The 21,740-nt window shown below is 54.3% G+C and carries 22 protein-coding genes; 14 read left to right on the forward strand and 8 right to left on the reverse strand.

Going from position 1 to position 21,740, the window contains the following annotated elements; genetic code table 11:
- The first annotated feature begins 40 nt into the window (after positions 1 to 40).
- From HMPREF9161_RS06995 to tnpA, 13 genes are all read left to right on the forward strand, one after another.
- Entirely contained in the window at positions 41 to 871 is an 831-nt protein-coding gene (locus tag HMPREF9161_RS06995) for a glycosyltransferase family 2 protein (protein WP_009728972.1), read from the forward strand.
- Between the two features lie 116 nt (positions 872 to 987).
- Positions 988 to 1,971: a UDP-N-acetylglucosamine 4,6-dehydratase (inverting) gene (pseB, locus tag HMPREF9161_RS07000; RefSeq protein ID WP_009728973.1), complete on the forward strand. Its 984-nt coding sequence runs from the start codon at positions 988 to 990 to the stop codon at positions 1,969 to 1,971.
- Positions 1,968 to 3,125 (forward strand): UDP-4-amino-4,6-dideoxy-N-acetyl-beta-L-altrosamine transaminase, encoded by a 1,158-nt coding sequence (gene pseC / locus HMPREF9161_RS07005; protein WP_009728974.1) that lies wholly within the window; start codon positions 1,968 to 1,970, stop codon positions 3,123 to 3,125. The genes pseB and pseC overlap by 4 nt, the downstream gene beginning before the upstream one ends.
- A complete protein-coding gene (locus HMPREF9161_RS07010; RefSeq protein ID WP_009728975.1) occupies positions 3,122 to 4,000 on the forward strand; it encodes an aldo/keto reductase in 879 nt (292 codons plus the stop codon). Before pseC ends, HMPREF9161_RS07010 begins: the two co-directional genes overlap by 4 nt.
- A 46-nt stretch (positions 4,001 to 4,046) precedes the next feature.
- The gene (locus tag HMPREF9161_RS07015; RefSeq protein ID WP_009728976.1) at positions 4,047 to 4,850 is read left to right on the forward strand and encodes a cytidylyltransferase domain-containing protein; all 804 of its coding nucleotides are present in this window, start codon (positions 4,047 to 4,049) and stop codon (positions 4,848 to 4,850) included.
- Complete coding sequence (locus HMPREF9161_RS07020) at positions 4,823 to 6,118, forward strand: aspartate aminotransferase family protein (protein ID WP_009728977.1); 1,296 nt, start codon at positions 4,823 to 4,825, stop codon at positions 6,116 to 6,118. Before HMPREF9161_RS07015 ends, HMPREF9161_RS07020 begins: the two co-directional genes overlap by 28 nt.
- A gap of 111 nt (positions 6,119 to 6,229) precedes the next feature.
- Positions 6,230 to 7,258 (forward strand): UDP-2,4-diacetamido-2,4,6-trideoxy-beta-L-altropyranose hydrolase, encoded by a 1,029-nt coding sequence (gene pseG, locus HMPREF9161_RS07025; RefSeq protein ID WP_009728978.1) that lies wholly within the window; start codon positions 6,230 to 6,232, stop codon positions 7,256 to 7,258.
- A gap of 7 nt (positions 7,259 to 7,265) precedes the next feature.
- Positions 7,266 to 7,940 (forward strand): SDR family NAD(P)-dependent oxidoreductase, encoded by a 675-nt coding sequence (locus tag HMPREF9161_RS07030; RefSeq protein WP_009728979.1) that lies wholly within the window; start codon positions 7,266 to 7,268, stop codon positions 7,938 to 7,940.
- Positions 7,937 to 8,638, forward strand: coding sequence for a metallophosphoesterase (locus HMPREF9161_RS07035; protein ID WP_009728980.1), 702 nt, complete (start codon positions 7,937 to 7,939; stop codon positions 8,636 to 8,638). The genes HMPREF9161_RS07030 and HMPREF9161_RS07035 overlap by 4 nt, the downstream gene beginning before the upstream one ends.
- 15 nt (positions 8,639 to 8,653) lie before the next feature.
- Entirely contained in the window at positions 8,654 to 9,724 is a 1,071-nt protein-coding gene (locus tag HMPREF9161_RS07040) for an ATP-grasp domain-containing protein (protein ID WP_009728981.1), read from the forward strand.
- A 10-nt stretch (positions 9,725 to 9,734) separates the two neighbouring features.
- Complete coding sequence (locus HMPREF9161_RS07045) at positions 9,735 to 10,241, forward strand: GNAT family N-acetyltransferase (RefSeq protein WP_051010570.1); 507 nt, start codon at positions 9,735 to 9,737, stop codon at positions 10,239 to 10,241.
- Positions 10,242 to 10,253: 12 nt separating this feature from the next.
- Positions 10,254 to 11,297 (forward strand): pseudaminic acid synthase, encoded by a 1,044-nt coding sequence (gene pseI / locus HMPREF9161_RS07050; RefSeq protein ID WP_009728982.1) that lies wholly within the window; start codon positions 10,254 to 10,256, stop codon positions 11,295 to 11,297.
- Between the two features lie 305 nt (positions 11,298 to 11,602).
- Complete coding sequence (gene tnpA / locus HMPREF9161_RS07055; protein ID WP_009728983.1) at positions 11,603 to 12,097, forward strand: IS200/IS605 family transposase; 495 nt, start codon at positions 11,603 to 11,605, stop codon at positions 12,095 to 12,097.
- Between the two features lie 28 nt (positions 12,098 to 12,125).
- Here tnpA and HMPREF9161_RS07060 read toward each other — a convergent pair whose 3' ends face one another.
- Entirely contained in the window at positions 12,126 to 13,367 is a 1,242-nt protein-coding gene (locus HMPREF9161_RS07060) for an IS256 family transposase (RefSeq protein ID WP_009728984.1), read from the reverse strand.
- A gap of 264 nt (positions 13,368 to 13,631) precedes the next feature.
- The gene (locus HMPREF9161_RS09800; protein WP_369791784.1) at positions 13,632 to 13,844 is read right to left on the reverse strand and encodes a hypothetical protein; all 213 of its coding nucleotides are present in this window, start codon (positions 13,842 to 13,844) and stop codon (positions 13,632 to 13,634) included.
- A gap of 245 nt (positions 13,845 to 14,089) precedes the next feature.
- Here HMPREF9161_RS09800 and HMPREF9161_RS10170 point away from each other — a divergent pair, with 245 nt between their 5' ends.
- Positions 14,090 to 14,815: a Fic family protein gene (locus HMPREF9161_RS10170; RefSeq protein WP_009728986.1), complete on the forward strand. Its 726-nt coding sequence runs from the start codon at positions 14,090 to 14,092 to the stop codon at positions 14,813 to 14,815.
- A gap of 168 nt (positions 14,816 to 14,983) precedes the next feature.
- Here the strand turns inward: HMPREF9161_RS10170 and HMPREF9161_RS07075 are convergent, their stop codons facing one another.
- The 6 genes from HMPREF9161_RS07075 to ptsP all read right to left on the reverse strand — a co-directional run bounded on the left by HMPREF9161_RS07075 (position 14,984) and on the right by ptsP (position 21,713).
- Complete coding sequence (locus HMPREF9161_RS07075) at positions 14,984 to 15,871, reverse strand: fructose bisphosphate aldolase (protein ID WP_009728987.1); 888 nt, start codon at positions 15,869 to 15,871, stop codon at positions 14,984 to 14,986.
- Positions 15,872 to 16,254: 383 nt separating this feature from the next.
- On the reverse strand, positions 16,255 to 17,160 hold the full coding sequence (sucD, locus tag HMPREF9161_RS07080) for a succinate--CoA ligase subunit alpha (RefSeq protein WP_009728988.1): 906 nt from the start codon (positions 17,158 to 17,160) through the stop codon (positions 16,255 to 16,257).
- 13 nt (positions 17,161 to 17,173) lie between these two features.
- A complete protein-coding gene (gene sucC / locus HMPREF9161_RS07085) occupies positions 17,174 to 18,364 on the reverse strand; it encodes an ADP-forming succinate--CoA ligase subunit beta (RefSeq protein WP_009728989.1) in 1,191 nt (396 codons plus the stop codon).
- A gap of 128 nt (positions 18,365 to 18,492) precedes the next feature.
- Positions 18,493 to 19,578, reverse strand: a complete 1,086-nt coding sequence (locus HMPREF9161_RS07090) for an aldose epimerase family protein (protein WP_009728990.1) — start codon at positions 19,576 to 19,578, stop codon at positions 18,493 to 18,495.
- A gap of 53 nt (positions 19,579 to 19,631) precedes the next feature.
- Entirely contained in the window at positions 19,632 to 19,838 is a 207-nt protein-coding gene (locus tag HMPREF9161_RS07095) for a ferredoxin (protein ID WP_009728991.1), read from the reverse strand.
- A 144-nt stretch (positions 19,839 to 19,982) separates the two neighbouring features.
- Positions 19,983 to 21,713 carry a phosphoenolpyruvate--protein phosphotransferase gene (gene ptsP / locus HMPREF9161_RS07100; RefSeq protein ID WP_009728992.1) on the reverse strand — a complete coding sequence of 577 codons (1,731 nt, stop codon included), beginning with the start codon at positions 21,711 to 21,713 and terminating at the stop codon, positions 19,983 to 19,985.
- Positions 21,714 to 21,740: the final 27 nt, after the last annotated feature.

The following is a 21,740-nucleotide window of genomic DNA, read 5'->3' on the forward strand; positions in this document are numbered from 1 at the left end:
TGTATAGGGGAAGAACCGATCTTTTTGAGGGGGGAGTATGATGAAACCTAAAATATCTATCATAACGGTGTCGTATAATGCCGTCCGCACAATTGAGGAAACGATAAAAAGCGTCGTGACGCAGAATTATCCGGACTTAGAATATATTGTCATTGATGGCGGTTCGACTGACGGCACAGTAGATATTATAAAAAAATATGAACGTAAAATTTCCTATTGGATGAGTGAGCCCGATCAAGGAATGTACGATGCCCTGGCAAAAGGGTTTCGGTATGTTACAGGGGATATTTGCGCCTATATTAATGCGGATGATTATTATCAGCCGTATACCTTTGATGTCGTGAGCGAGGTTTTTCAAAATATTGACGTAAAATGGATTACGGGAATTCAGACGACTTATAATGCTAAATCTCAAATAACGGCGGTGAAAATACCCTATAAGTATCGTAAGCGGTTTATACAAAATGGATTGTATGACGGACGATTTTTATCATTTATTCAGCAGGAGTCTACTTTTTGGCACACAGATCTCTTTCAACACGTTGATATGGATATATTTCGATCTTTTAAACTAGCCGGAGACTATTATTTGTGGTCAGTATTTTGCCGGGAAGCTAATCTGGATATTGTTCAATCAGTGTTATCCGGCTTTCGTATAGGGCGGAATCAACTTTCCTCAGATATCGGGAGATATAGGGAAGAACTCCGATCGTTCACGTCAGGGCACATAGGGATACAAGATGCTATAAGAATCTTTTGTGACCGATTATGCGGCGGATTTCCCGGAAGACTAAATCAGGATATTATTCAATATAATTATGTGAAAGAGAAGTGGGAACGCAAGCGTGGTGCAGATAAAGAAATAACCTAGATTTCCCCCATGGACAGCATTAAGATATAGGGGGGAGAAGTTCAGCCTATTGTTTTTTGCTTGTTTGGGCTCCCTATAAAGTGTAATATGACAGACGAAACGAGAGGGGTAGTATTTTGTTCAACGATAAATCCATTTTAATTACCGGCGGCACAGGCTCATTCGGCAAAAAGTTTATTGAAATCCTGCTTGCACGGTACACGCCAAAGAAAGTGATTGTATTTTCCCGTGACGAGCTGAAGCAGTTCGAGATGCAGCAGGTGTTTAACGACGCGTGTATGCGGTATTTCATCGGCGATGTGCGCGATGAGGCGCGGCTGAAGCAGGCGATGTATAAAGTCGACTATGTTGTACATGCGGCGGCGCTCAAGCAGGTGCCGGCGGCGGAGTACAATCCGATGGAATGCATCAAGACGAACGTGAACGGCGCGCAGAACGTCATCAACGCGGCGATTGCGTGCGGCGTGAAAAAGGTCATCGCGCTCTCGACGGATAAGGCGGCGAATCCGATCAATCTGTACGGCGCGACAAAACTCTGCTCGGATAAGCTCTTTACGGCGGCAAATAATCTGGTCGGGGATCGTGAGACGCGGTTTTCTGTCGTTCGTTACGGCAATGTCGTCGGATCGCGGGGCTCGGTTGTCCCGTTCTTCAAGAAACTTATTGCAGAGGGCGCTTCGGAACTGCCCGTGACGGATGAACGCATGACGCGCTTTTGGCTGCGCCTTGAGGACGGCGTATCATTTGTCCTAAAGAATTTCGAACGCATGCATGGCGGCGAACTCTTTATCCCAAAGATTCCATCGATGCGAATCACAGATCTCTGTGAGGCGATTGCGCCCGGTGTGCCGACGAAGGTGATCGGCATTCGCCCGGGGGAAAAACTGCACGAGGTGATGTGTCCTGCCGACCTCTATTACGATACGATTGAATTTGACGATCATTTTGTTATTCAGCCGTCGACACCGATCCTTGGCGTTGACTATACAAAGAATGCACTTGGAGAAGAGGGGCATCTGGTTTCCGACGGCTTCGCCTACGATTCCGGTTCTAACCCTCACTTTTTGACAGTAGAGGAACTCCGGGAGATGAATCCATGATTTACTATGGGCGGCAGAGTGTTGATGAAACGGATATTGCGGCGGTCGAAGCCGTTCTCCATTCGGACTTTCTGACGCAGGGGCCTGCGATCGAACAGTTCGAGCGCTGCGTTGCGGATTACTGCGGCACAAAATATGCGGTCGCGGTCTGCAATGCGACGGCAGCGCTGCATATTGCATGCCGTGCGGCAGGACTTGGTGCGGGCGATATCCTCTGGACGAGTCCGATCACCTTTGTCGCGTCGGCGAACTGTGCGCGGTATTGCGGTGCGGATGTCGATTTTGTCGACATTGATGAGCGTACCTATAATATGAGCGCATCGACACTTGAGGAAAAGCTCCGCCGGGCAAAGGCGGAGAATAAGCTGCCGAAGGTCGTCGTTCCGGTTCATCTCGCGGGACAGTCCTGTGAAATGAAACGCATCCGTGCGCTCGCCGAGGCGTATGGTTTTACTGTCCTTGAGGATGCCTCACATGCGGTGGGCGCGGATTATCTCCATACGAAGGTCGGCGGCTGCGTCTTTTCGGATATGACGGTGTTCAGCTTCCATCCCGTGAAGATTGTCACGACGGGCGAAGGCGGCATGATACTGACGAACAATCGGGATCTCTACGAGAAACTTACGCTCTATCGCAGTCACGGCATCACGCGTGATCCGGAGAAAATGACGCATGCCGCTGACGGCCCGTGGTATTATCAGCAGATCGACCTCGGATATAACTATCGGATGACCGATCTGCAGGCGGCGCTCGGATACAGTCAGATGCAGCGGTTGGATGCGTTCGTTGCACGGCGCAGAGAACTTGTCGCGCGTTACGACGAATTGCTCCGGGATCTGCCGCTGACGACGCCGCATGTCATGGAGGGAACAGTGCCCTCTTGGCATATCTATGTTGTGCGGCTTGATTTTGCACGGATTGATAAAACCAAAGAGCAAATCTTTAGCGAGATGAAAAAGCGGGGCGTTGTACTGAATCTGCATTATATCCCCGTCCATTTACAGCCCTATTATGAGCAGCTTGGCTTTGTGAAGGGCGATTTCCCTCACAGCGAATCTTACTACGAGGAAGCTTTGACGCTGCCGCTCTACTATGATTTGACGGATGCACAGCAGGATGAGATTATTGCGGCACTGCGGGAAGTGTTGATGTGAATAGGGCACAACTTTGCCTCGGAACCGTGCAGCTCGGTATGAACTACGGGATCAAGAATGTACTGGGGCGCCGGCCGACGTATACGGAGAGTTTTGCAGTGCTTGATGCGGCACTGGAGGCAGGCATCCGTTCCTTTGACACGGCGCGTGTTTATGGTATGGCTGAGGAAGTATTGGGCTGCTATGGGCTGGCGCAGGAAGAGAATGTGCGGATCATCTCTAAATTACGTCCCGATCTGCCGAATGATGCGGGCGCAGTACTCCATGAGGTCAAGGAATCGCTGTATAGACTCAAAGCGCAAAAGCTAACATGTTTGATGCTGCACCGGGCCTCAGATATGGACCGCTCCGCCATCATGGAGGCGCTTTGCCGTGCAAAGAAACTAGGGCTGACGGACACGATTGGCGTTTCTGTCTATGAGCCGGAAGATGCTGTTAGGACAGTAGAGGACGTACGCTTCGACGCGATACAGATCCCTTATAACGTGCTTGATCGGCGACTCGACTCGTCCGGCTTTTTTCGTAAAGCAAAAGAACGGCGTATCACCGTATATGCGCGCAGCGCGTTCCTGCAGGGACTGCTGCTTATGGAGCCGGAAAGCGCGGAGCGTAAAGTTCCGGGAAGCGAAGCATTGATTCGGTTGTTTCGGGAGATTGCAGAGAAATACGGATTTATACCTGCAGAGGCGGCGATGCTCTATAGTCTTACACATCCGAGCATTGATTATGTCGTGTTCGGCGTCGATACTGCAGAGCAGCTTAAAGAAAATATAAAGATACTGCAAAAAGCAGAGCAATTTGATCATTGTTGTGAAGAACTTCGCAGTGCATTTCATGACGTGCCGCGTGAGATCATCACACCAAGTCTTTGGTAAGTCCGCACCAAGAGGATGCTGAAAGAGAACCGGAAGGAGTCGCAACATGATCCTTGCCATCGTGCAGGCACGCCTTTCATCAAGCCGGCTGCCGGGGAAGGTGCTGCGGCCGATTATGGGCCGCGCCATGATTTTATACGAGTTGGAACGGCTCTCCCGTAGCAGGCGTATTGATAACATCGTGCTCGCGACGAGCGAAGATGAGAGCGACGATCCTTTGGCAGAGACCGTACGTGATGCAGGTTTTACCGTCTTTCGCGGGAACCTCGGCGATGTGCTCGGGCGGTATGATGCGTGTGCAAAGGCGTTCGGAGCGGCGCATGTCGTGCGCATCACAGGCGACTGCCCGCTGATTGACCCGGCGATCGTAGATGCAGTTATTGACCGTCACCTTAGCGAGGGGAACGACTATACGAGCAATACGCTCGGGGAAGCGACCTATCCGGACGGACTTGACACCGAGGTGATGCGATACGCAGCGCTCGAACGTGCATATCGGGAGGCGCGGCTGCCCTCGGAGCGCGAGCATGTCACGCAGTACATCATCAAACACCCGGAACTGTTCAAACAAGGCGGACTTCGGTATGCAGGGGAGAGCTTAGGCCGGCTGCGCTGGACGGTGGACGAACCGGAAGATTTCCTCTTCGTTGAGAGCGTATATGAACGGCTGTACCTCGAGCGCAAGGATTTTGCCATGCGGGATATTCTCGACCTGCTCGAAAAACAACCTGATTTGACACATTTGAACGAAGGATTTACACGCAACGAGGGAATGAAAAAATCGCTCGAAGAGGATAAATTGTGGAAAGGTGAGGTATCGTCATGCCGGAAATCAGAAAAAGAAGTTTAGAAAAATCCAATGTCCTATGGCAGGAAGCGCAGGATAAAATCCTTTCTGGCTGCCAGCTCTACAGCAAGGGGCCTGAGACACATATTGAGGGCGTGTCGCCCATCTACATCGATCATGGCAAGGACGCGCATGTATGGGATGTGGACGGGAACGAGTACATCGACTACGACATGGGGCTGGGTCCCATTCTGCTCGGCTACCAATACAAGGCGGTCGACGATGCCGTCATTGCGCAGCTGCGCCGCGGCATGGGCTATTCCCTCGTCGCGCCCGAAGAGGTCGAATACGCGCGGCTTTGCGTAAAGCATATTCCGAGCGCGGGCAAGGTGCGATTCCTCAAAACCGGATCAGGGGCGACGGAAGCGGCGGTACGGATCGCACGCGCCTACACGGGGCGGAAACATATCCTGCGCGGCGAGTACCACGGCTGGCACGAGTGGACGGCGGCGGCAGAGAGCGTCAGGCAGGGCGGACTGCTCCCGGAGCTGCGCAGCTATGTACACAAATTTGAATACAACGACCTTGACAAAGTACAGGAATACTTTGAAACCTATCGGGGCGAAATCGCCGCAGTCATCACCGAGGCCGTGGAGAACGAGGCGCCCAAGGGGGATTTTTTGCAGCAGCTGAAGGAAATCTGTCATGCCAGCGGCGCGCTCCTCATCTTTGACGAGGTCGTCAATGGGTTCCGCTTCAGCATCGGCGGCGCACAGGCGTATTTCGGCGTGACGCCCGACCTCTCTACGTTCGGCAAGGCGGCGGCGAACGGTATGCCACTCTCGGTGGTTGCGGGACGCAAGGACATCATGGAGGAGGTCGATAAGAAAATCTTCATCTCCACCACGTTCGGCGGCGACTGCCTGTCGCTTGCCGCGGGCATCGCCGTGATGAAGGAACTCGAATCCGGCGAGGTGAACCGTGCCATTTGGGAAAAGGGGCAATATCTCCAAGACAATTTCCGCAAACTTGCCAAAGATATCGACGTGCCGATTGACCTCAAAGGGTACCCGTGCCGCATGAGTCTTGAATATACCGATTACGAGGGCAAACGCGACTGGCTTTACAACTCCATCTTTATGCAGGAGAGTGTGAAGCGCGGCGTCCTGCTCGGTTGGAATGTCTTCCCGTGCTATACGCATACGCAGGAAGACCTTGACTTCACACTGAACGTGTTTGAGGATGCGATGAAGGTCTACCGCGAGGCGCTGAAGAGCGGGCACCCCGAAACCTATATGGAGGGCAAGCCGCTCAAGATCGTACTTGGATAAAAGGTTATAAATATCACGGTGAAACAAAAGAGCGCAGCGATTCAATGTGCTGCGCTTTTATGTTATAATAATAGACGAATTTTGTGCGGCTTGTAAGTGAGGGGGCGACGTATGAACACTGTTATTCGTGTGGACTCCTCCGAGCGGATCGGCAGCGGGCATCTCATGCGCTGCCTGACGCTTGCAGGTCGTATGCGCAGGGAAGGAAAAAACGTGCATTTTATCTGCCGCGATCTTGCCGGCAATCTATCGCGGCTTGTTGCGGCGCAGGGCTTTGCACTGCATCTGCTGCCGCCGCATGAGCATGACGCAGCGCTCGCGGGCTATGCGGCGTGGCTCACAGTGCCGCAGGAAGTCGATGCTCGGGAGAGCGTTGAGATCATCCAGGAATTGCAGCCCATTGAACGACTCGTCATTGATCACTATGCGCTCGATGCCGCGTGGGAGCGCAGGATGCGCCCCCTTGTACGGGAGATTTTTGTCATTGACGATCTCGCAAACCGCCCGCATGACTGTGACATTCTGCTTGATCAGAATTTTTACCGAGATATGGAGCGCCGCTATGACGGGCTTGTGTCGCCACAGTGCAAACTTCTTCTTGGTCCGAAACACGCGCTCCTGCGCCGAGAGTTTTACGAAGTGCGGGAGAACATGCGCCCGCGGACGGGCGAGCTGCGGCGTATCCTCATCTTTTACGGCGGGAGCGACCCGACTGGAGAAACGGAAAAGGCGATTCGCGCCTTGCTGATGTTTGGATGCTCGGATATTGAGGCGGACGTTATCGTCGGCGGCAGCAATGCACGCCGACAAGAGATCGAGCGCCTTTGCGCGGCACATGATTTCCTCCATTATCACTGCCAAGTCGAGAACATGGCGGAGTTTATGGCGGCTGCCGACCTTTGTCTCGGCGCGGGCGGGACGACCACATGGGAACGGTGCTTCCTTGGACTGCCCGCCATCGTTACTGCCATTGCGGAGAATCAGTTACAGATCTGCCGAGACTGCGCGGAGAGGGGATTGATCCGTTATTTAGGAGCCTGGACGGATGTGTCGGCGGAGGATATTTTGCAGGCGCTGCGGGAACTTTCTGATCCGGAGGAACTGCATGCACTTCGGCGATCCTGCCGTTTAGAGGAGTGAGGCTGCGATGCAACATGTCATTTTGACAGGAATATCGAGAGGCTTGGGCAAGGCTCTTTTTGAGAATCTTGTTTCCCGGGAGGATACGCATCTGATCGGCATGGGGCGTACGTTTTCTAAGGAGTTGGAAAAATCGCAGGTTTCCCTTGTTGCCTGTAATTTATCAGATACCGAGAACTTGCCTGTTTTGAAGAATCTTGTTCCCAAGGGTGGAGATGTCGTTTTCATCAATAATGCGGGAACGGTTGAGCCAATCGGTGCGGTTGGGGGCCTTTCTGTGGACAAACTCCGGTATGCGGCGGCTGTAAATTACATTTCGCCGATGCTGCTATGCAATCAGCTCATCGCACTCTGCAAGGAGAACGGACGGAAACTGCGGATCGTCAACATCTCCTCGGGGGCTGCACATTATCCGATCCCCGGATGGGCGGCGTACTGCTCGAGCAAGGCGGCGTTCAAGATGTTTTTGGATGTTGTCGCGGAGCAGGAAAAGACCGACAGTATGGTCGAGGTCGTTCATGTGGATCCGGGTATTATGGACACGGGGATGCAGGAACAAATCCGTGCAGCAGACGCAGCCGGGTTTCCACGCTTGGCTGAATTTCAAGCGTATAAAACGGCAGGAAAACTGCGTACGCCGGAAGAGACGGCACAGCAAATTATCCGGGACTATATCCCATGAGCAGGATTGCCATACTCTCGGACATCCACGGAAACAGTGCGGCTTTGGCGGCAGTATTGGACGATATCAAGCGGCAAAAGATCGCCGCGTGTTTCTTCCTCGGTGATTTCGTTGGCTACTACCATCATCCGCGCGAGGTTTTGCGGCTCCTGCAGGAATCGGGAGTAGCGTGTACGATGATTCGGGGAAACCATGAGCGGATGCTGGAACGTGCATTGCAGGGGGGTATTCTATGGGAAGATATACGCAGAAAATATGGCAGCGGTCTTGAGATCGCCGCGCGTGAACTGCCGAGAGATACGCTGGAGGGATTGTTGTCCCTGCCGGATGAAAGGCTTGAGGAGAGCGGCGGCAGGCGGTTTTTGCTTTGTCATGGGGCGCCGAGCGATGCGGATCGCTACATTTATCCGGATGCGCCGCCAGAAGCATTTGACTTCCCGGGCGCTGTGGCAGATTATGTCCTGCTGGGGCATACGCATTATCCGATGCTGCGCTTTAGCGGAAAATATTGTGTTGTCAATCCCGGCTCTGTCGGGCAGGCACGCACGCGCGGAGGCGTCGCAGACTGGTGTGTTATCAACACGGACAACGATGTCGTTACCATGCGGCAGACACCGTATGATGCCGACGATGTGATTTGCGACTGCATACGATATGATCCGGATGTGCCATATTTACAAGAGGCTCTTCGGCGCTGAGAAGTGAGGAAAAATATGCTGTTTCATAAAATACTCGTTACCGGATGCGGCGGAGACATTGGCCTTGGCATCGGACGTATCCTGCAGGAGGAAAAGATCGCCGATGCCGTTGTCGGCTGCGATATGGAAGAAGACCACGCCGGCAAAGTTTTTTTTGACCGATGCTTTGTCGCGGAGCGTGCGTCGTCGGAACGGTATATGGATGCGCTTTTGCAGCTGGTTGTGCGGGAACAGATTGACCTTGTGATACCGACATCGGAGCCGGAGCTGCGCCTCTTGTGTGCAAATGATTTTTTTGGCAGGAAAGAGTTGTTTCTCACAGCAAATCAAGAGGCGATGGATATCGGCTTTGATAAATACCGGACGGCAGAGTTCCTGCGGGGGCATCGTCTGCCGCACCCGTGGACGCAGCCCGCGGACGCAGGAGAGCCTCCGCGGCAGTTTCCTTGTATCCTCAAGAGCAGGACGGGATGCGGCAGTAAAACCGTTCGCGTCCTGACGGAGGAAGGTTATCATCGTGGGATGAATTTTTCGCAGGATGATATGTTTCAAGAGCTGATTCCGGAGGACGAGGGGGAATATACCTGTGGGCTTTTTCGCGGCAGAGAGGGCGAAATTCGTACGATTATTTTTCGACGGAAACTGCGCGGGGGACTTACGGGCAGCGGCGTCGTTGTCGAATCTCCGGCGATAGAAAAACTGCTGAATGTAATTGCGGAGCGGTTAAACCTCTGCGGCAGTATCAACGTGCAGCTGAGACTGAATGCCGGCGTGCCATATGTATTCGAAATCAATCCGCGTTTTTCGAGTACCGTTCGGTTCCGCCACCAACTTGGCTTTTCGGACGTCTTGTGGGCACTGCGGGATTGTGTGCGAGTAGAGATTGGGGATTATATTGTTCCCCCGGAGGGACTTCGCTTTTACAAGATTTTCGATGATGTGATTGATTGGAGCAATGTCATGGGGAAAGAGCAGCAAATGTGTTATGTAGATAAACTAAAATCCGCGGGGGGGGGGACACCTCTAAGCCCTTTCAGCGACGATATTTGTTCCATGCATCCGCGCCCTTATGCGCAGGCAGCGTGAGGAAACGGACATGGAACAGCATAAAATTACCATCGCCGTAAATGAAGAATTATTGGATAAAACTCATATAGAAGCGTTTTTTTTACGAGAGGCGACGACGGCGGATGCAGAACTTTTGTATCAATGGCGCAATGATGCGGCGGTGCGCCGATATGCATTTCACAGTGGGCAGATAAATTTCGCAGAGCATTTGCATTGGTTAGAGAAAACTCTAAATGATGGAGCCGCGCACCTTTTTATCATGATGCACGGTATGATCCCCGTGGGACAAATTCGGGTCAATAGAAGAGATGAAGAATATGTTATTTCATACAGTATTGATAAACATTTTCGTGGACACGCTTTTGGAAGATATATGTTGACTTTGCTTGCACAGTGGATGAAGGAAGAATATGACAGGGGAATTTTATCGGCACTGGTGAAGAAAGACAATAGGGCATCGCAGCGTATATTTGAAAGACTCGGTTATCAATGTATGGAAGAAGATGATTTTTATCGCTATACAAAGAAGTTTTGAAGGAGTTTTTTCATGGAGCTTTATGATTTATGTCATACTAACAAGAGCCGCCCTTTTATCATCGCCGAGATGTCGGGCAATCACAATCAATCGCTCGAGCGGGCGTTGGAGATTGTGGATGCGGCGGCAGCGGCGGGGGTGGATGCGCTCAAGATTCAGACGTATACCGCGGACACGATGACGCTCGACATCGACACAGGTGAGTTCTTCATCGCAGACAAAGACAGCCTGTGGAAGGGCGAATCTCTCTATCACCTCTATGAAAAAGCCCATACGCCATGGGAATGGCATAAGCCAATCTTTGATCGGTGCAGGGAGCACGGCATTATCGGCTTCAGCACGCCGTTTGACGACAGCGCGGTGGATTTTCTGGAAGAGCTGGGCGTTCCGTGTTATAAGATCGCATCGTTTGAAAACGTCGATTTGCCGCTCATCAAGAAGGCGGCACGCACGGGCAAGCCGATGATTGTTTCCACCGGAATGACGAACCTCGCGGAACTCGAGGAACTTGTGACGACCGCGCGGGAAAATGGCTGCACAGATCTCACTCTGCTGAAATGCACGAGCAGCTATCCTGCGACGCCCGAGGGGACGAATCTCATGACCATCCCCCATATGCGAGAGCTTTTTGGGTGCAAGGTCGGACTTTCGGATCATACGCTCGGCATCGGTGCGGCGGTGGCAAGCGTCGCACTGGGCGCCGATGTGATCGAAAAGCATTTTACACTCTCTCGTGCGGAGGGCGGCGTGGATTCGGCGTTTTCCTTAGAGCCGCGGGAGATGGTGCGGCTTGTGCGGGAATGCGAGACCGCTGCGCTTGCGCTCGGTACGGTCAGCTATGCCATGCAGACGCAGGAAAAAAAATCTCTTCAATTCCGCCGCAGCCTCTATATCGCGGAGGATATGAAGGCGGGCGACGTGCTCACCGCACAGAATATGCGGCGCATCCGTCCCGGGTTCGGGCTTGCACCGAAATACTATGATGCCTTGTTAGGGCGGAAGGTGAAACGCGATGTAAAACGCGGAACGCCGCTCGCGTGGGATTTGGTAGAGTAAGGTTTGTTGGGATGATTGGATGATAAACGAGGGGGGCGCATATCCACGGTATTTCGTAATCATCAAGTATGCACATCAGGGGATAGAAGAGGATGTTTGCCAAACAAATCGAGGTATATAGTCTTATATCATTGAAGATTATGAACCTACTTTTACAAAAAGTAGGTTTTTATTGTATAAAGAAAACCACGCGATAGTCGCGTGGTTCCAAAGAGTTTAAGCGGTGAAAAAATAGACCCTAGTATGGTAAGCTAGAGCCGAGCCTGCCAGCTTAGCAAGAGCAACCGTACTAGGGAGGTCACATAATGTCAAAACAACAAAATGCAGACAGACATAGTTTAGCACATACGAGGTGGAATTGTAAGTACCACATAGTATTTGCCCCGAAATATCGGAGGAAAGTGTTTTATGCAGAGAAACGGACGGCAATACGAGAGATATTGCGGACGTTATGCCAGTGGAAAGGTGTAGAAATAATCGAAGGAGAGGTGTGTCCAGATCATATCCACATGCTGATAAGTATCCCACCGAAAATGAGTGTATCGGGGTTTATGGGGTATCTAAAAGGCAAGAGCAGCTTAATGATATTCCAGAAGTTTGGGAATATGAAATTTGCATATAGGAACCGGGAGTTTTGGTGTAAAGGTTACTATGTGGATACGGTAGGGAAAAACACGAAGGCGATAACAGAATACATCGAAGGTCAACTGAAACGAGACAGGGAATCTGATCAGTTGAGTTTATTTGACCCGAGAGACCCATTTATGGGTAGCAAGGAGTCTGTGAAGAAAAGTCTGTAAATCGGATCTTCTATGATGTGTGCAAGTGTTAATCAGGCAATCTGTTAGGATACATAATCGCCAGTTCGCCTCGGATTTTACCCCAGTTCTTTATCGGCATCGTCCATTTCTTAGTGGCTTCAAACGTCGTCAAATAAAGAACCTTTAATAACGCTTGTGCACTAGGAAATACGCTCCGTTGTCGATTTAATCTGCGGTATGATGCATTAAGACTCTCTATGATATTCGTGGTATAAAATGCGGTGCGAACACCCATAGAGAACTTGAATATCGGTGTTATGACGTCCCAATGATCATACCATCTCCGCATGGCCGCTAGATAATGGGAACTCCATTTTTTATCTGCCTCTTCCAGTCTTTTGAGGGCGGTCTTTTCATCAGGAGCCGTGTATATACTGCGAAGATCCTTGGCAAAGAATTTCATGTCCTTATGCGCCACATATTTCAGGGTATTGCGTACCATGTGTACGATGCAGCGCTGATGCTCCGTTTCCGGAAAGGCCGCCTCTACCGCTTCCTTGAGCCCGCTAAGCCCGTCAGAGCAAAGGATAAGAACATCTTGAACCCCTCGATTTTTTAGGCTGTTAAGAACGCCAAGCCAATATTTGCTGCTCTCATTTTCTCCAATTTCAATGGTTAAGACTTCTTTTCGCCCGGCATCGTTAATCCCTACAACGACGTAGGCCGCAAGTTTGCTTACGATGCTGTCCTGACGCACGGAAAAATGGATGGCATCAATGAAAACGATCGGGTAAACGCTGACAAGGCAGCGGTTCTGCCATTCCTCAATGTGGGGCAGAATCTTATCGGTTACGTCGGATACAAATCCTTCCGATGCCTCAAAACCGTAGATGTCATTGATCGTTTCGGAAATCTGTCTCGTAGTCATTCCCTTGGCATACATGGATATGATTTTCTGATCAATCGCAGAGATATCCTTCTGCCGCTTTTTTACCACCTGTGGTTCAAAAGAAGACTGTCGGTCTTGGGGGACTTCAATCCGAACGCTCCCATAGCTGCTGTTTAATGTCTTGGATTTGTACCCATTGCGAGCGTTCTCATTGGCGGAGCGTTGGGATTTTTCGTAGCCTAAATGGCTGTCCATTTCCACCTCCATCATTTCCTTGATGGTTCCACCCAGCAGGTCTTTTAGTGCTTCTTGGATGTCGGATGTGCTCTCAATGTCATACTCTTGAAAGAGCTGCTGAATGATCGCTCTTTTCCTATCGGTCATTTTGACTTTGTGAACTTCTTTTTGTTGTTTTGCCATAAACAAAGACCTCCCATGATTTGATTTTACCATAGAAGTCCTTATTCCTTCGAGTCGGAAGTTTTTACAGAATTTCTTTCACACACTCGTAGCAAGTAACAAACGCATGGCTGGCAGGCCAATAAAAAGCGTACTTGTACGCCGCTAGTAATATTAGGGCTATGCCCGAAAAATCAAAACCACCCGCTACGCGGGTGGATATTTATTTTTTTTATATATAAAATTTGAATCTAGATATGCTTTTTACTGATACCCAATCTGAAATCAGCTATGATGTCTCTGCGCATCGCAGCTCTCCGGGAGGATGTACCGTATTTTTCTGGGGTAGGTGAACTCGATGCCCATGAGGTGGAGCGGCGCGGCATCCGTGCGCTCGGCCTCGGTAAGGAGCTGCGAGACGGCGCGGAAATAGTCGGGGGCGACGTAGGGGGCGGCGGGGCAGATGGCGACGGCCTCGGCGAGCGGGATGCCGCACACCTCGTGCAGATAGGAAGAGACGAGGGCGATGGCGGGGAAACCTTTCTGCAGATCAAAAAGCGGGTGCTTGCTATATTAATGAAGGAAATGTATAATAAAAAGACGATCATGTGGGGAATGTTTGACGACGTAGGCTCAATCTAGTTATGTAAGGAGGATACGTTCAGATACTTAACATCATCTATCTCGAGGCTTGTTAGGTTTATTTGGATACCTATCGAAAATCGAGTAGAAGGAGGTCCGAAGTGGAATCTCTACTGGACGCCATCGATCGGAAAAAAATGGAATTGGATGCCAAACGGCCGCTTACGCCGGGGGAAGTTGACCGCTTGACGGAAGCCTTTGCCGTGGAGTATACGTATAATTCCAATGCGATCGAGGGAAATACGCTGACGCTGCGCGAGACGGATATGGTGCTGCGCGGCCTCACGATCGCGCAGAAGCCGCTCCGCGAGCATTTGGAAGCGGTGGGGCACAAGGAAGCGTTTGACTTTGTGCGGGAATTGGTGCGGGATCACACGCCGCTCTCCGAGACTGTGATCAAGCAGATTCATGCCCTCGTTTTGGAAGATAAGCGGGTGGATCGGGGCGTCTACCGCAAGGTCCCCGTGAACATTATGGGGGCAAAGCATGCGCCCATACAGCCGTATCTCATACAACCGGAGATGGAGCGGCTGCTGCTTTCGTATGAGAAGAGCGCGGAGCATATCGTTCCACGGCTGGCACGGTTCCATATCGAGTTTGAGGCGATTCATCCCTTTATTGACGGGAACGGGCGTACGGGACGCCTGCTCGTCAATCTGGAGCTGATGAAGGCGGGGTATCCGCCGATTGATATTAAGTTCACAGATCGCATGAGTTATTATCAAGCGTTCGACGAATATCATGAAAACGGCAAGCTTGATGCGATGGAGGCGTTATTTTCGAACTATGTGAACGCTCGGCTGGACGATTACTTAGCGATGCTCTAGGCTCTTATTATTGTCGGTCTGTTACGCTCATATGATGAATCTATATATCCTATTCAAAAAACAGCCGAGATTCACAGAAAAAACGGGGCTGCCGTACAGATGCGTTTTATCGCATCTGTACGGCAGCCCCGTTTTCGTATCGTCGTATGAAGCTCCGCGGAGAGAGGGTCAGGTGATCGAGGCGGCGTAGATGCCGTCGACGGCCTTTTTGAGGATGCCGTCGAACTCGGCGGCACTCTGGCCTGCGCGCAGATCTTGTGCAAGGGCACGGGAGAAGCTGGCGATGAGCCCCCGGTTGCGCGCGAGTTTTTCGTTCGCCTCGTCCTGCGAATAGCCGCCGCTGAGGGCGACGACGCGGACGACGTGCGGATCCTTCATGATCCCCTCATAGAGGTTGTCCTCGGTCGGGATGGTGACCTTGAACATGATCTTTGCGTTTGCCGGCAGTTTTGCAAGGTGTTCCTTCATGAACCCAAGCATAATTTTCTCCGCCTTTGCCTTCTCGGGGCAGTGGATGTCCACCTCCGGCTCGAGGATGGGGACGAGACCTTTGGCGACGATCTGCATGCCGATCTCAAATTGCTGATCGATGACGGCTTTGATCCCCGCTTCATTCGCCTCTTTGATGACGGAGCGCATTTTCGTGCCGAAGATGTGGCGCTCGTTGGCGCGGTCCAGGAGACTGCCGAGGTTGTCGATGGGCTTCATGAGCTGGACGCCGTTCTTTTCGTCGGCAAGTCCTTTGTCCACTTTGAGGATGGGGATAATCCCCTTCTTCTCCCAGAGGAAATCTGCGGTGAACATACCGTCGATCTTGCGGTCCATCGTGTTCTCAAAGAGAATTGCCGCGAGTATCTTGGACTTGTCGAAGGACGGGCTCTTGATGATGCGCGTGCGCATCTCGTGGACGCGCGTGAACATCTCCTCTTCGCCGTGATAGGCGCTCTCGTCGACGCCGTAGGCTTTCAGTGCCTTGGGCGTGGAACCGCCGCTCTGATCGAGCGCCGCGATGAATCCTTTGGCATCGGTCATGCGTTTGAGCTGTTCTTGATTCATGGGACATGCCTCCTTTTCTCTAATACTTCTATTATAGCGCAGGCATAATGGAAATTCAACGGAACTGAAAATAAATTTCATGATAGGGGCGTTATAGAAATTCAAAGATATCGCACGCTAGAAGGCGCGAGGGCGCGGTCGTTGTCGGGGATAAAGAGTGAGGTGGAAGGCGCCGCAGGCATTGGCTTTATTTGCGTTTAACGGGGGCGATAGGCCGATATTGCCCTGTGAACATAAATCCGATGAGGTTCTAAAAAAATACTTTTGCAAAAGATATAACATAAGAATACAAAATGGAGCCGGCGCAGAAATATGCCGGCTCCGTTTTGATTCCGTAACCGCTTACAGTCCCTTGTTGATTTCTCTATCCCTCGAATGTCGTCTCAGCAGGTGTGGCACTTTTCGTAGAGACCCTTCTCCTTGAGGAGGCCCACCATGGTATCGCCGATATGGGCGACGGTCTCGGCGACGGGGATGCCCGCCGCGTTGAGCGCGGCGACCTTATCCGCGGCGGTTCCCTTGCCGCCGGAGATGATGGCGCCCGCGTGTCCCATACGTTTGCCCGGAGGCGCCTGACGGCCGGCGATGAACGCGGCGACGGGCTTTTCGGGCATGTTCTCTTTGATCCATTTCGCGGCTTCTTCTTCCGCGGTGCCGCCGATCTCGCCGATGAGGAGGACGGCGTAGGTCTCGGGGTCGTCTTTGAATCGTTTCAGGACGTCGATGAAGTCCATATCCTTGACGGGGTCCCCGCCGATGCCGACGGTGGTCGTTTGACCGATGCCCGCGTTCGTAAGCTGGAACGCCGCCTCATAGGTGAGGGTGCCGGAGCGCGAGACGAGGCCGACGTGACCGGGCTTGCTGACGCTGGCCGGCGTGATGCCGAGTTTCGACTGCAGCGGGGTGAGGAGACCGGGGCAGTTCGGGCCGACGAGACGGGTCTTCCTGCCCTGCATATAGCGGCGCACTTTGACCATATCGAGAACGGGGATGTGCTCGGTAATGCAGATGACGAGCGGCAGTTCCGCATCGACGGCTTCCATGATAGAGTCTGCGGCAAAACGCGCGGGGACATAGATGACGGAGGCGTTCGCGCCCGTCGCCTTCACGGCGTCGACGACGGTGTTGAAGACGGGGACGCCCTCGACGACCTGTCCCGCCTTGCCCGGAGTGACACCCGCGACGATCTGCGTGCCGGCGTCGAGCATCTGACGCGTATGGAAGAGGGCGGCTTTGCCCGTGATGCCCTGTACGATGGCTTTGGTATTCTTATCAATCAAAATGGACATGGCTGAACCTCCCTTACGCCTTCGCCTTTGCGACGAGTTCCACGATCTGCTTCGCCCCGTCTTCCATGGAGGCTGCGGTGAATACGTTGCCGATCGGCGTGTTCTTTAAAATCTCGCGCCCTTCCGCAACCTTTGTGCCCTCGAGGCGGACGACGACGGGGACGGGGAGGGATTTGCCGTCTTTGGAGATGAGTTTGGCGGCTTCGATGATGCCGTTGGCGATGTTGTCGCAGCGGTTGATGCCGCCGAAGATGTTGACGAAGATGCCCTTTGCCTGGCCGCCCTCGAGCATGATGTTAAAAGCGGTGGCGATCTTCTCGGGGGCGGAGTCGCCGCCGACGTCGAGGAAGTTTGCGGGCGCGCCGCCGCAGTGCTTGAGCATGTCGACGGTCGCCATCGCGAGACCCGCTCCGTTGACCATGCAGGCGACGTCTCCGCCGAGGTTGACGTAGTTGAGCCCGTGGGCGGACGCCTCAAGCTCCTTCGGATCCTCTTCGCTGTCGTCGCGCAGCTCCGCGATGTCGGGATGACGGTAGAGGGCGCTGTCGTCGAAGTTGAGTTTGGCGTCGAGGGCGATCACGTCGTCGTCCTCTGTGATGACAAGCGGGTTGATCTCAACCTGCGAGCAGTCTTTGCCGATGAACGCGGCGTAGAGGTTCCGCATCAGCTTGGCCGCCTTGCGGACGGCCGGCGCGGGGATGTTGATCGCATACGCCATGCGCGTTGCCTGGAACGGCATGAGCCCGACGACGGGATCGATGTATTCCCTGATGATCTTTTCCGGATGCTCCGCGGCGACCTTTTCGATCTCGACGCCGCCCTCCTCCGAGCCCATCATGACGATGCTCGCCGAGAGGCGGTCGATGACGAGGGAGAGGTAAAATTCCTTTTTGATCTTCGATCCTTCTTCGATGAGCAGACGATTGACAACCTTGCCCTCGGGCCCCGTCTGATGCGTGACGAGCGTTTTGCCAAGCAGCTCGCGCGCGTAGCGGCGCACCTCGTCGGTCGTCTTGGCGATCTTGACGCCGCCGGCTTTCCCCCTGCCGCCGGCGTGGATCTGTGCTTTGACGACGATGACCGGTGCGCCGAGTTTCTCGGCGTTGTCGACGGCCGCGTCGACGGTGAATGCGGGCAGTCCGTTCGGGACCTTGACGCCGTATTCGCGCAGCACCTGTTTGGATTGATACTCGTGAATGTTCATTTACCCAATCCTCCCTTTTTGTGAGTAGAACCTACATGCCACTCCTATATTAACCCCGTTTGACGGGAAAGTCCACAGATTTCCATAGCCGCGACGATTGAAAAAAATAGGGGAGTTATAAATGTTTTCTATGAAAAATTTTGTATCTCGTCGAGTTTGTAAACGGTCTCGGCGGCGAATACTTCGTCCGGCCGGAGAATCGGCTGCGGGAAGGCGGGATTGGCGGGGCTGTTCGGGAAGAACTGGGTCTCGAGGCAGAACCCGCCGCGCCGCGGGAAGACGATGCCGCCCTTGCCCGGGGGCGTTGTGCCGTCGAGGTTGTTGCCCGTGTAGAACTGCACGCCGATGCGGTCGGTGTAGCAGGAGAGGGCGAGCCCCGCGATATCTGAGGAGACGCATGCCGCTTTTGTGAGATGCGCATACGGCGCGGGCGCAGTGTCGCCGCGCAGCACCCAGTTGTGGTCGTAGCCGCGCGCCGTGCGCAGCTGGTCGTAGTCCGCGTCGATGCGTTCGCCGATGCGGTGCGGCGCGGTAAAGTCCATCGGCGTCCCCGCGACGGGGAGGATCCGCCCGTCGGGGAGGGACTCGGCGTCCGCCCATGTGAACGCGTCCGCGCAGATCTCCGCGGTATGATTTAGGATGCTCGGCGCCGCAGCGCCCTCGAGATTGAAATACGTGTGATTCGTCAAATTGCAGACGGTCGCGGCATCGCTGACGGCTTCGTATGCGATGGAGAGCGCGTCGTTATCGTCGAGCCGGTAGGTGACCTTGACTTCGAGATTGCCCGGGAACCCCGCGGCTCCGTCCGGGCTGACGGTCGTCAGCCGCACGCCCCCCGGGAGGATCTCCGCCGACCATAGATGGTACTGGATACCGCTCGATCCGCCGTGGATGTGGTTTTGTTTTTTCGAACCCGTATTGCGCTCGAGTTGATAGGACCGTCCGCCGACGGTGATGCGCCCGCCCGCAATGCGGTTCGCGTGCCGGCCGATGACGGCGCCCATGTAGGCGGTGTCGCGCACATAGTCCTCGCCCCGCGCGTAGCCGAGCACGATGTCGACGGGACGTCCGTTCACCCGCTTTTCGAACGTGACGAGGCGCGCGCCGTAGTCGGTGACGGCGACGCGCGTGCCGCGCGCGTTCGTCAGCGTGTAGAGACCGATGCTTCGCCCGTCGGGCATCCTGCCGAACGGCTCCGGCGTTGGTGCTGTCATCGTATTCCTCCCCCGAAAACATGTGACGCGCTGCGGAAAAGACGAATCCCGGTTCAGGGGCCTGCCGCATGCGGCGTATCGACAATCGCGCCCACAGGGCAGTCCTCCGCCGCCTCATAGGCGTCGTCCTGTTCCTGCGGGCAGGGCTGACGCGTGACGCGCGCGCAGTGTGCGGCGCGGTCGATGCGGAAGACGGCGGGCAGGCGCTCGGCGCACATGCCGCACGAGACGCAGAGGTCTTCCCGGATGGTCAACGGCATGGCGGTCCCCCCTTTTTTATCGATACGAAAATGAAAATTCCTGCCGCGCGGCGTGCGGCAGGAGTTCTCGTTCAATATAACACACGCCGTCAGTATGGCATAGGATGTGTCGGTTGTCTGCGGTCAATGTGACGGAATCGCGGCCTAGACCTCGACCGCCGTGGTTGTATCGCCGAGCTCCTTGTGCATATAGGCGCGGATCTCGACGCCGTGTTCCATCTGCATGACGTGATCCAGGAGTTCCTTTGCCCGGGCCGCGGTCACGGAGCGGATCATCTCTTTGACGCGCGGGATCGAGGGCGCGCTCATGGAGAGCTCAGTGATGCCCATGCCGAGCAGGAGGACGGCCGCGTACGGATCGCTCGCCATCTCGCCGCACATGCCCGCCCAGATGCCGCGCTCGCGCGCGCTCTGGATGGTACGCTGGATGAGGCGGAGGACGGCGGGGTTGAACGGGTTGTAGAGATGCGCGATCTGCGCGTTGCCGCGGTCAACCGCGAGCGTGTACTGGATGAGGTCGTTCGTCCCGATGCTGAAGAAGTCGACGTATGCCGAGAGGAGCGGGGAGACGACGGCTGCCGCCGGGGTCTCGACCATGATGCCGACCTGTATGTCGGCGTATTCCTTGCCCTCGTGGGCGAGCTCGACCTTGGCCTGCTCGACGAGTTTCTGTACGCGCTGGATCTCGCTGACGCTGATGACCATGGGGACCATCATCGCTGCCTTGCCGTAGAGGCCCGCGCGCAGGATGGCCTTGATCTGGGGCAGGAAGAGATCGTGCCGGTCGAGGCTGATGCGCAGGGCGCGGTAGCCGAGGAACGGGTTCTCCTCCGGCTCGATGTTGAGGTAGGGGAGGGGTTTGTCGCCGCCGATGTCCATGGTGCGGATGACGCAGATGTTGCCGCCGCATTTCTCCACGGCCGCACGGTAGGCCTTGAACTGATCTTCCTCCGTGGGGATGGTCGTCGAGCCCATAAAAACGAACTCGGAGCGGAAGAGTCCGACGCCCTCCGCGCCGTAGGTCAGCGCGTTGTCGACGTCCATGTGCGTGCCGATGTTCGCCGTCAGCTCGATGCGTACCCCGTCCTTTGTGACGGCGGGGAGATCCTTGAGCGCGGCATAGTGGGCGGCGAGTTTGGTCTGCTCCTCGATTTTTGTCTCATAGAGCGCGCGTTCCTTCTCGGTCGGACGGATGACGATATCGCCGCGGCTGCCGTCGATGATGACCTCGTCGCCGTCGTTGATGAGACTAATCTTGTCGCCGATGCCGAGCACCGTCGGGATGGCGCGCGCCTTCGCGATGATGACGACGTGGCTGGTCGCGCTGCCGGAGCCGAGGATGACGCCCGCGATCTGCTCCGTGGGCATGCCTGCGACGACGGACGGCTCGATCTCCTCGCCGCAGAGGATGACTTGCCCCGCGTCGAGTTCGGGCTCCTTGACGCCGAGGACGTGTCTGGCGATGCGTTTTCCGACATCGCGCAGGTCGACCGCGCGCGCGGCGAAGTACTCGTCCTCCATCTGTTCGAAGAGCTGCGCCTGTTCGTCGGCGGCCTCCAGGATGCCCTGCGGCGCGCTGCCGCACGTATCGATCTTATGCTTGATATTGTCCGCCATCATGGGATCCTGTACCATCATGCGGTGTGCTTCGAGGATCGCGGCCTGTTCGGTCTGACCGTCTTTGCGCAGACGTTCGATGGTCGCGAGGAGATCCTCCGTGACGGCCGCGATGGCCGCCTCTGCCTTTTTCTGCTCCGCCGCGACGTCCCCGGGGCGATAAGCGGCGAGATAGCCGTCGAGATTCTGCCCCGCGAGCATGACCCGGCCGACGGCGATCCCGGAGATGACCCCTTTTCCACGGATGGTTTCCGCCATTATGATTCACCCTCTCTTCCTATGAAA

Source organism: Selenomonas sp. F0473 (genome assembly GCF_000315545.1).
Classification (GTDB): domain Bacteria; phylum Bacillota; class Negativicutes; order Selenomonadales; family Selenomonadaceae; genus Centipeda.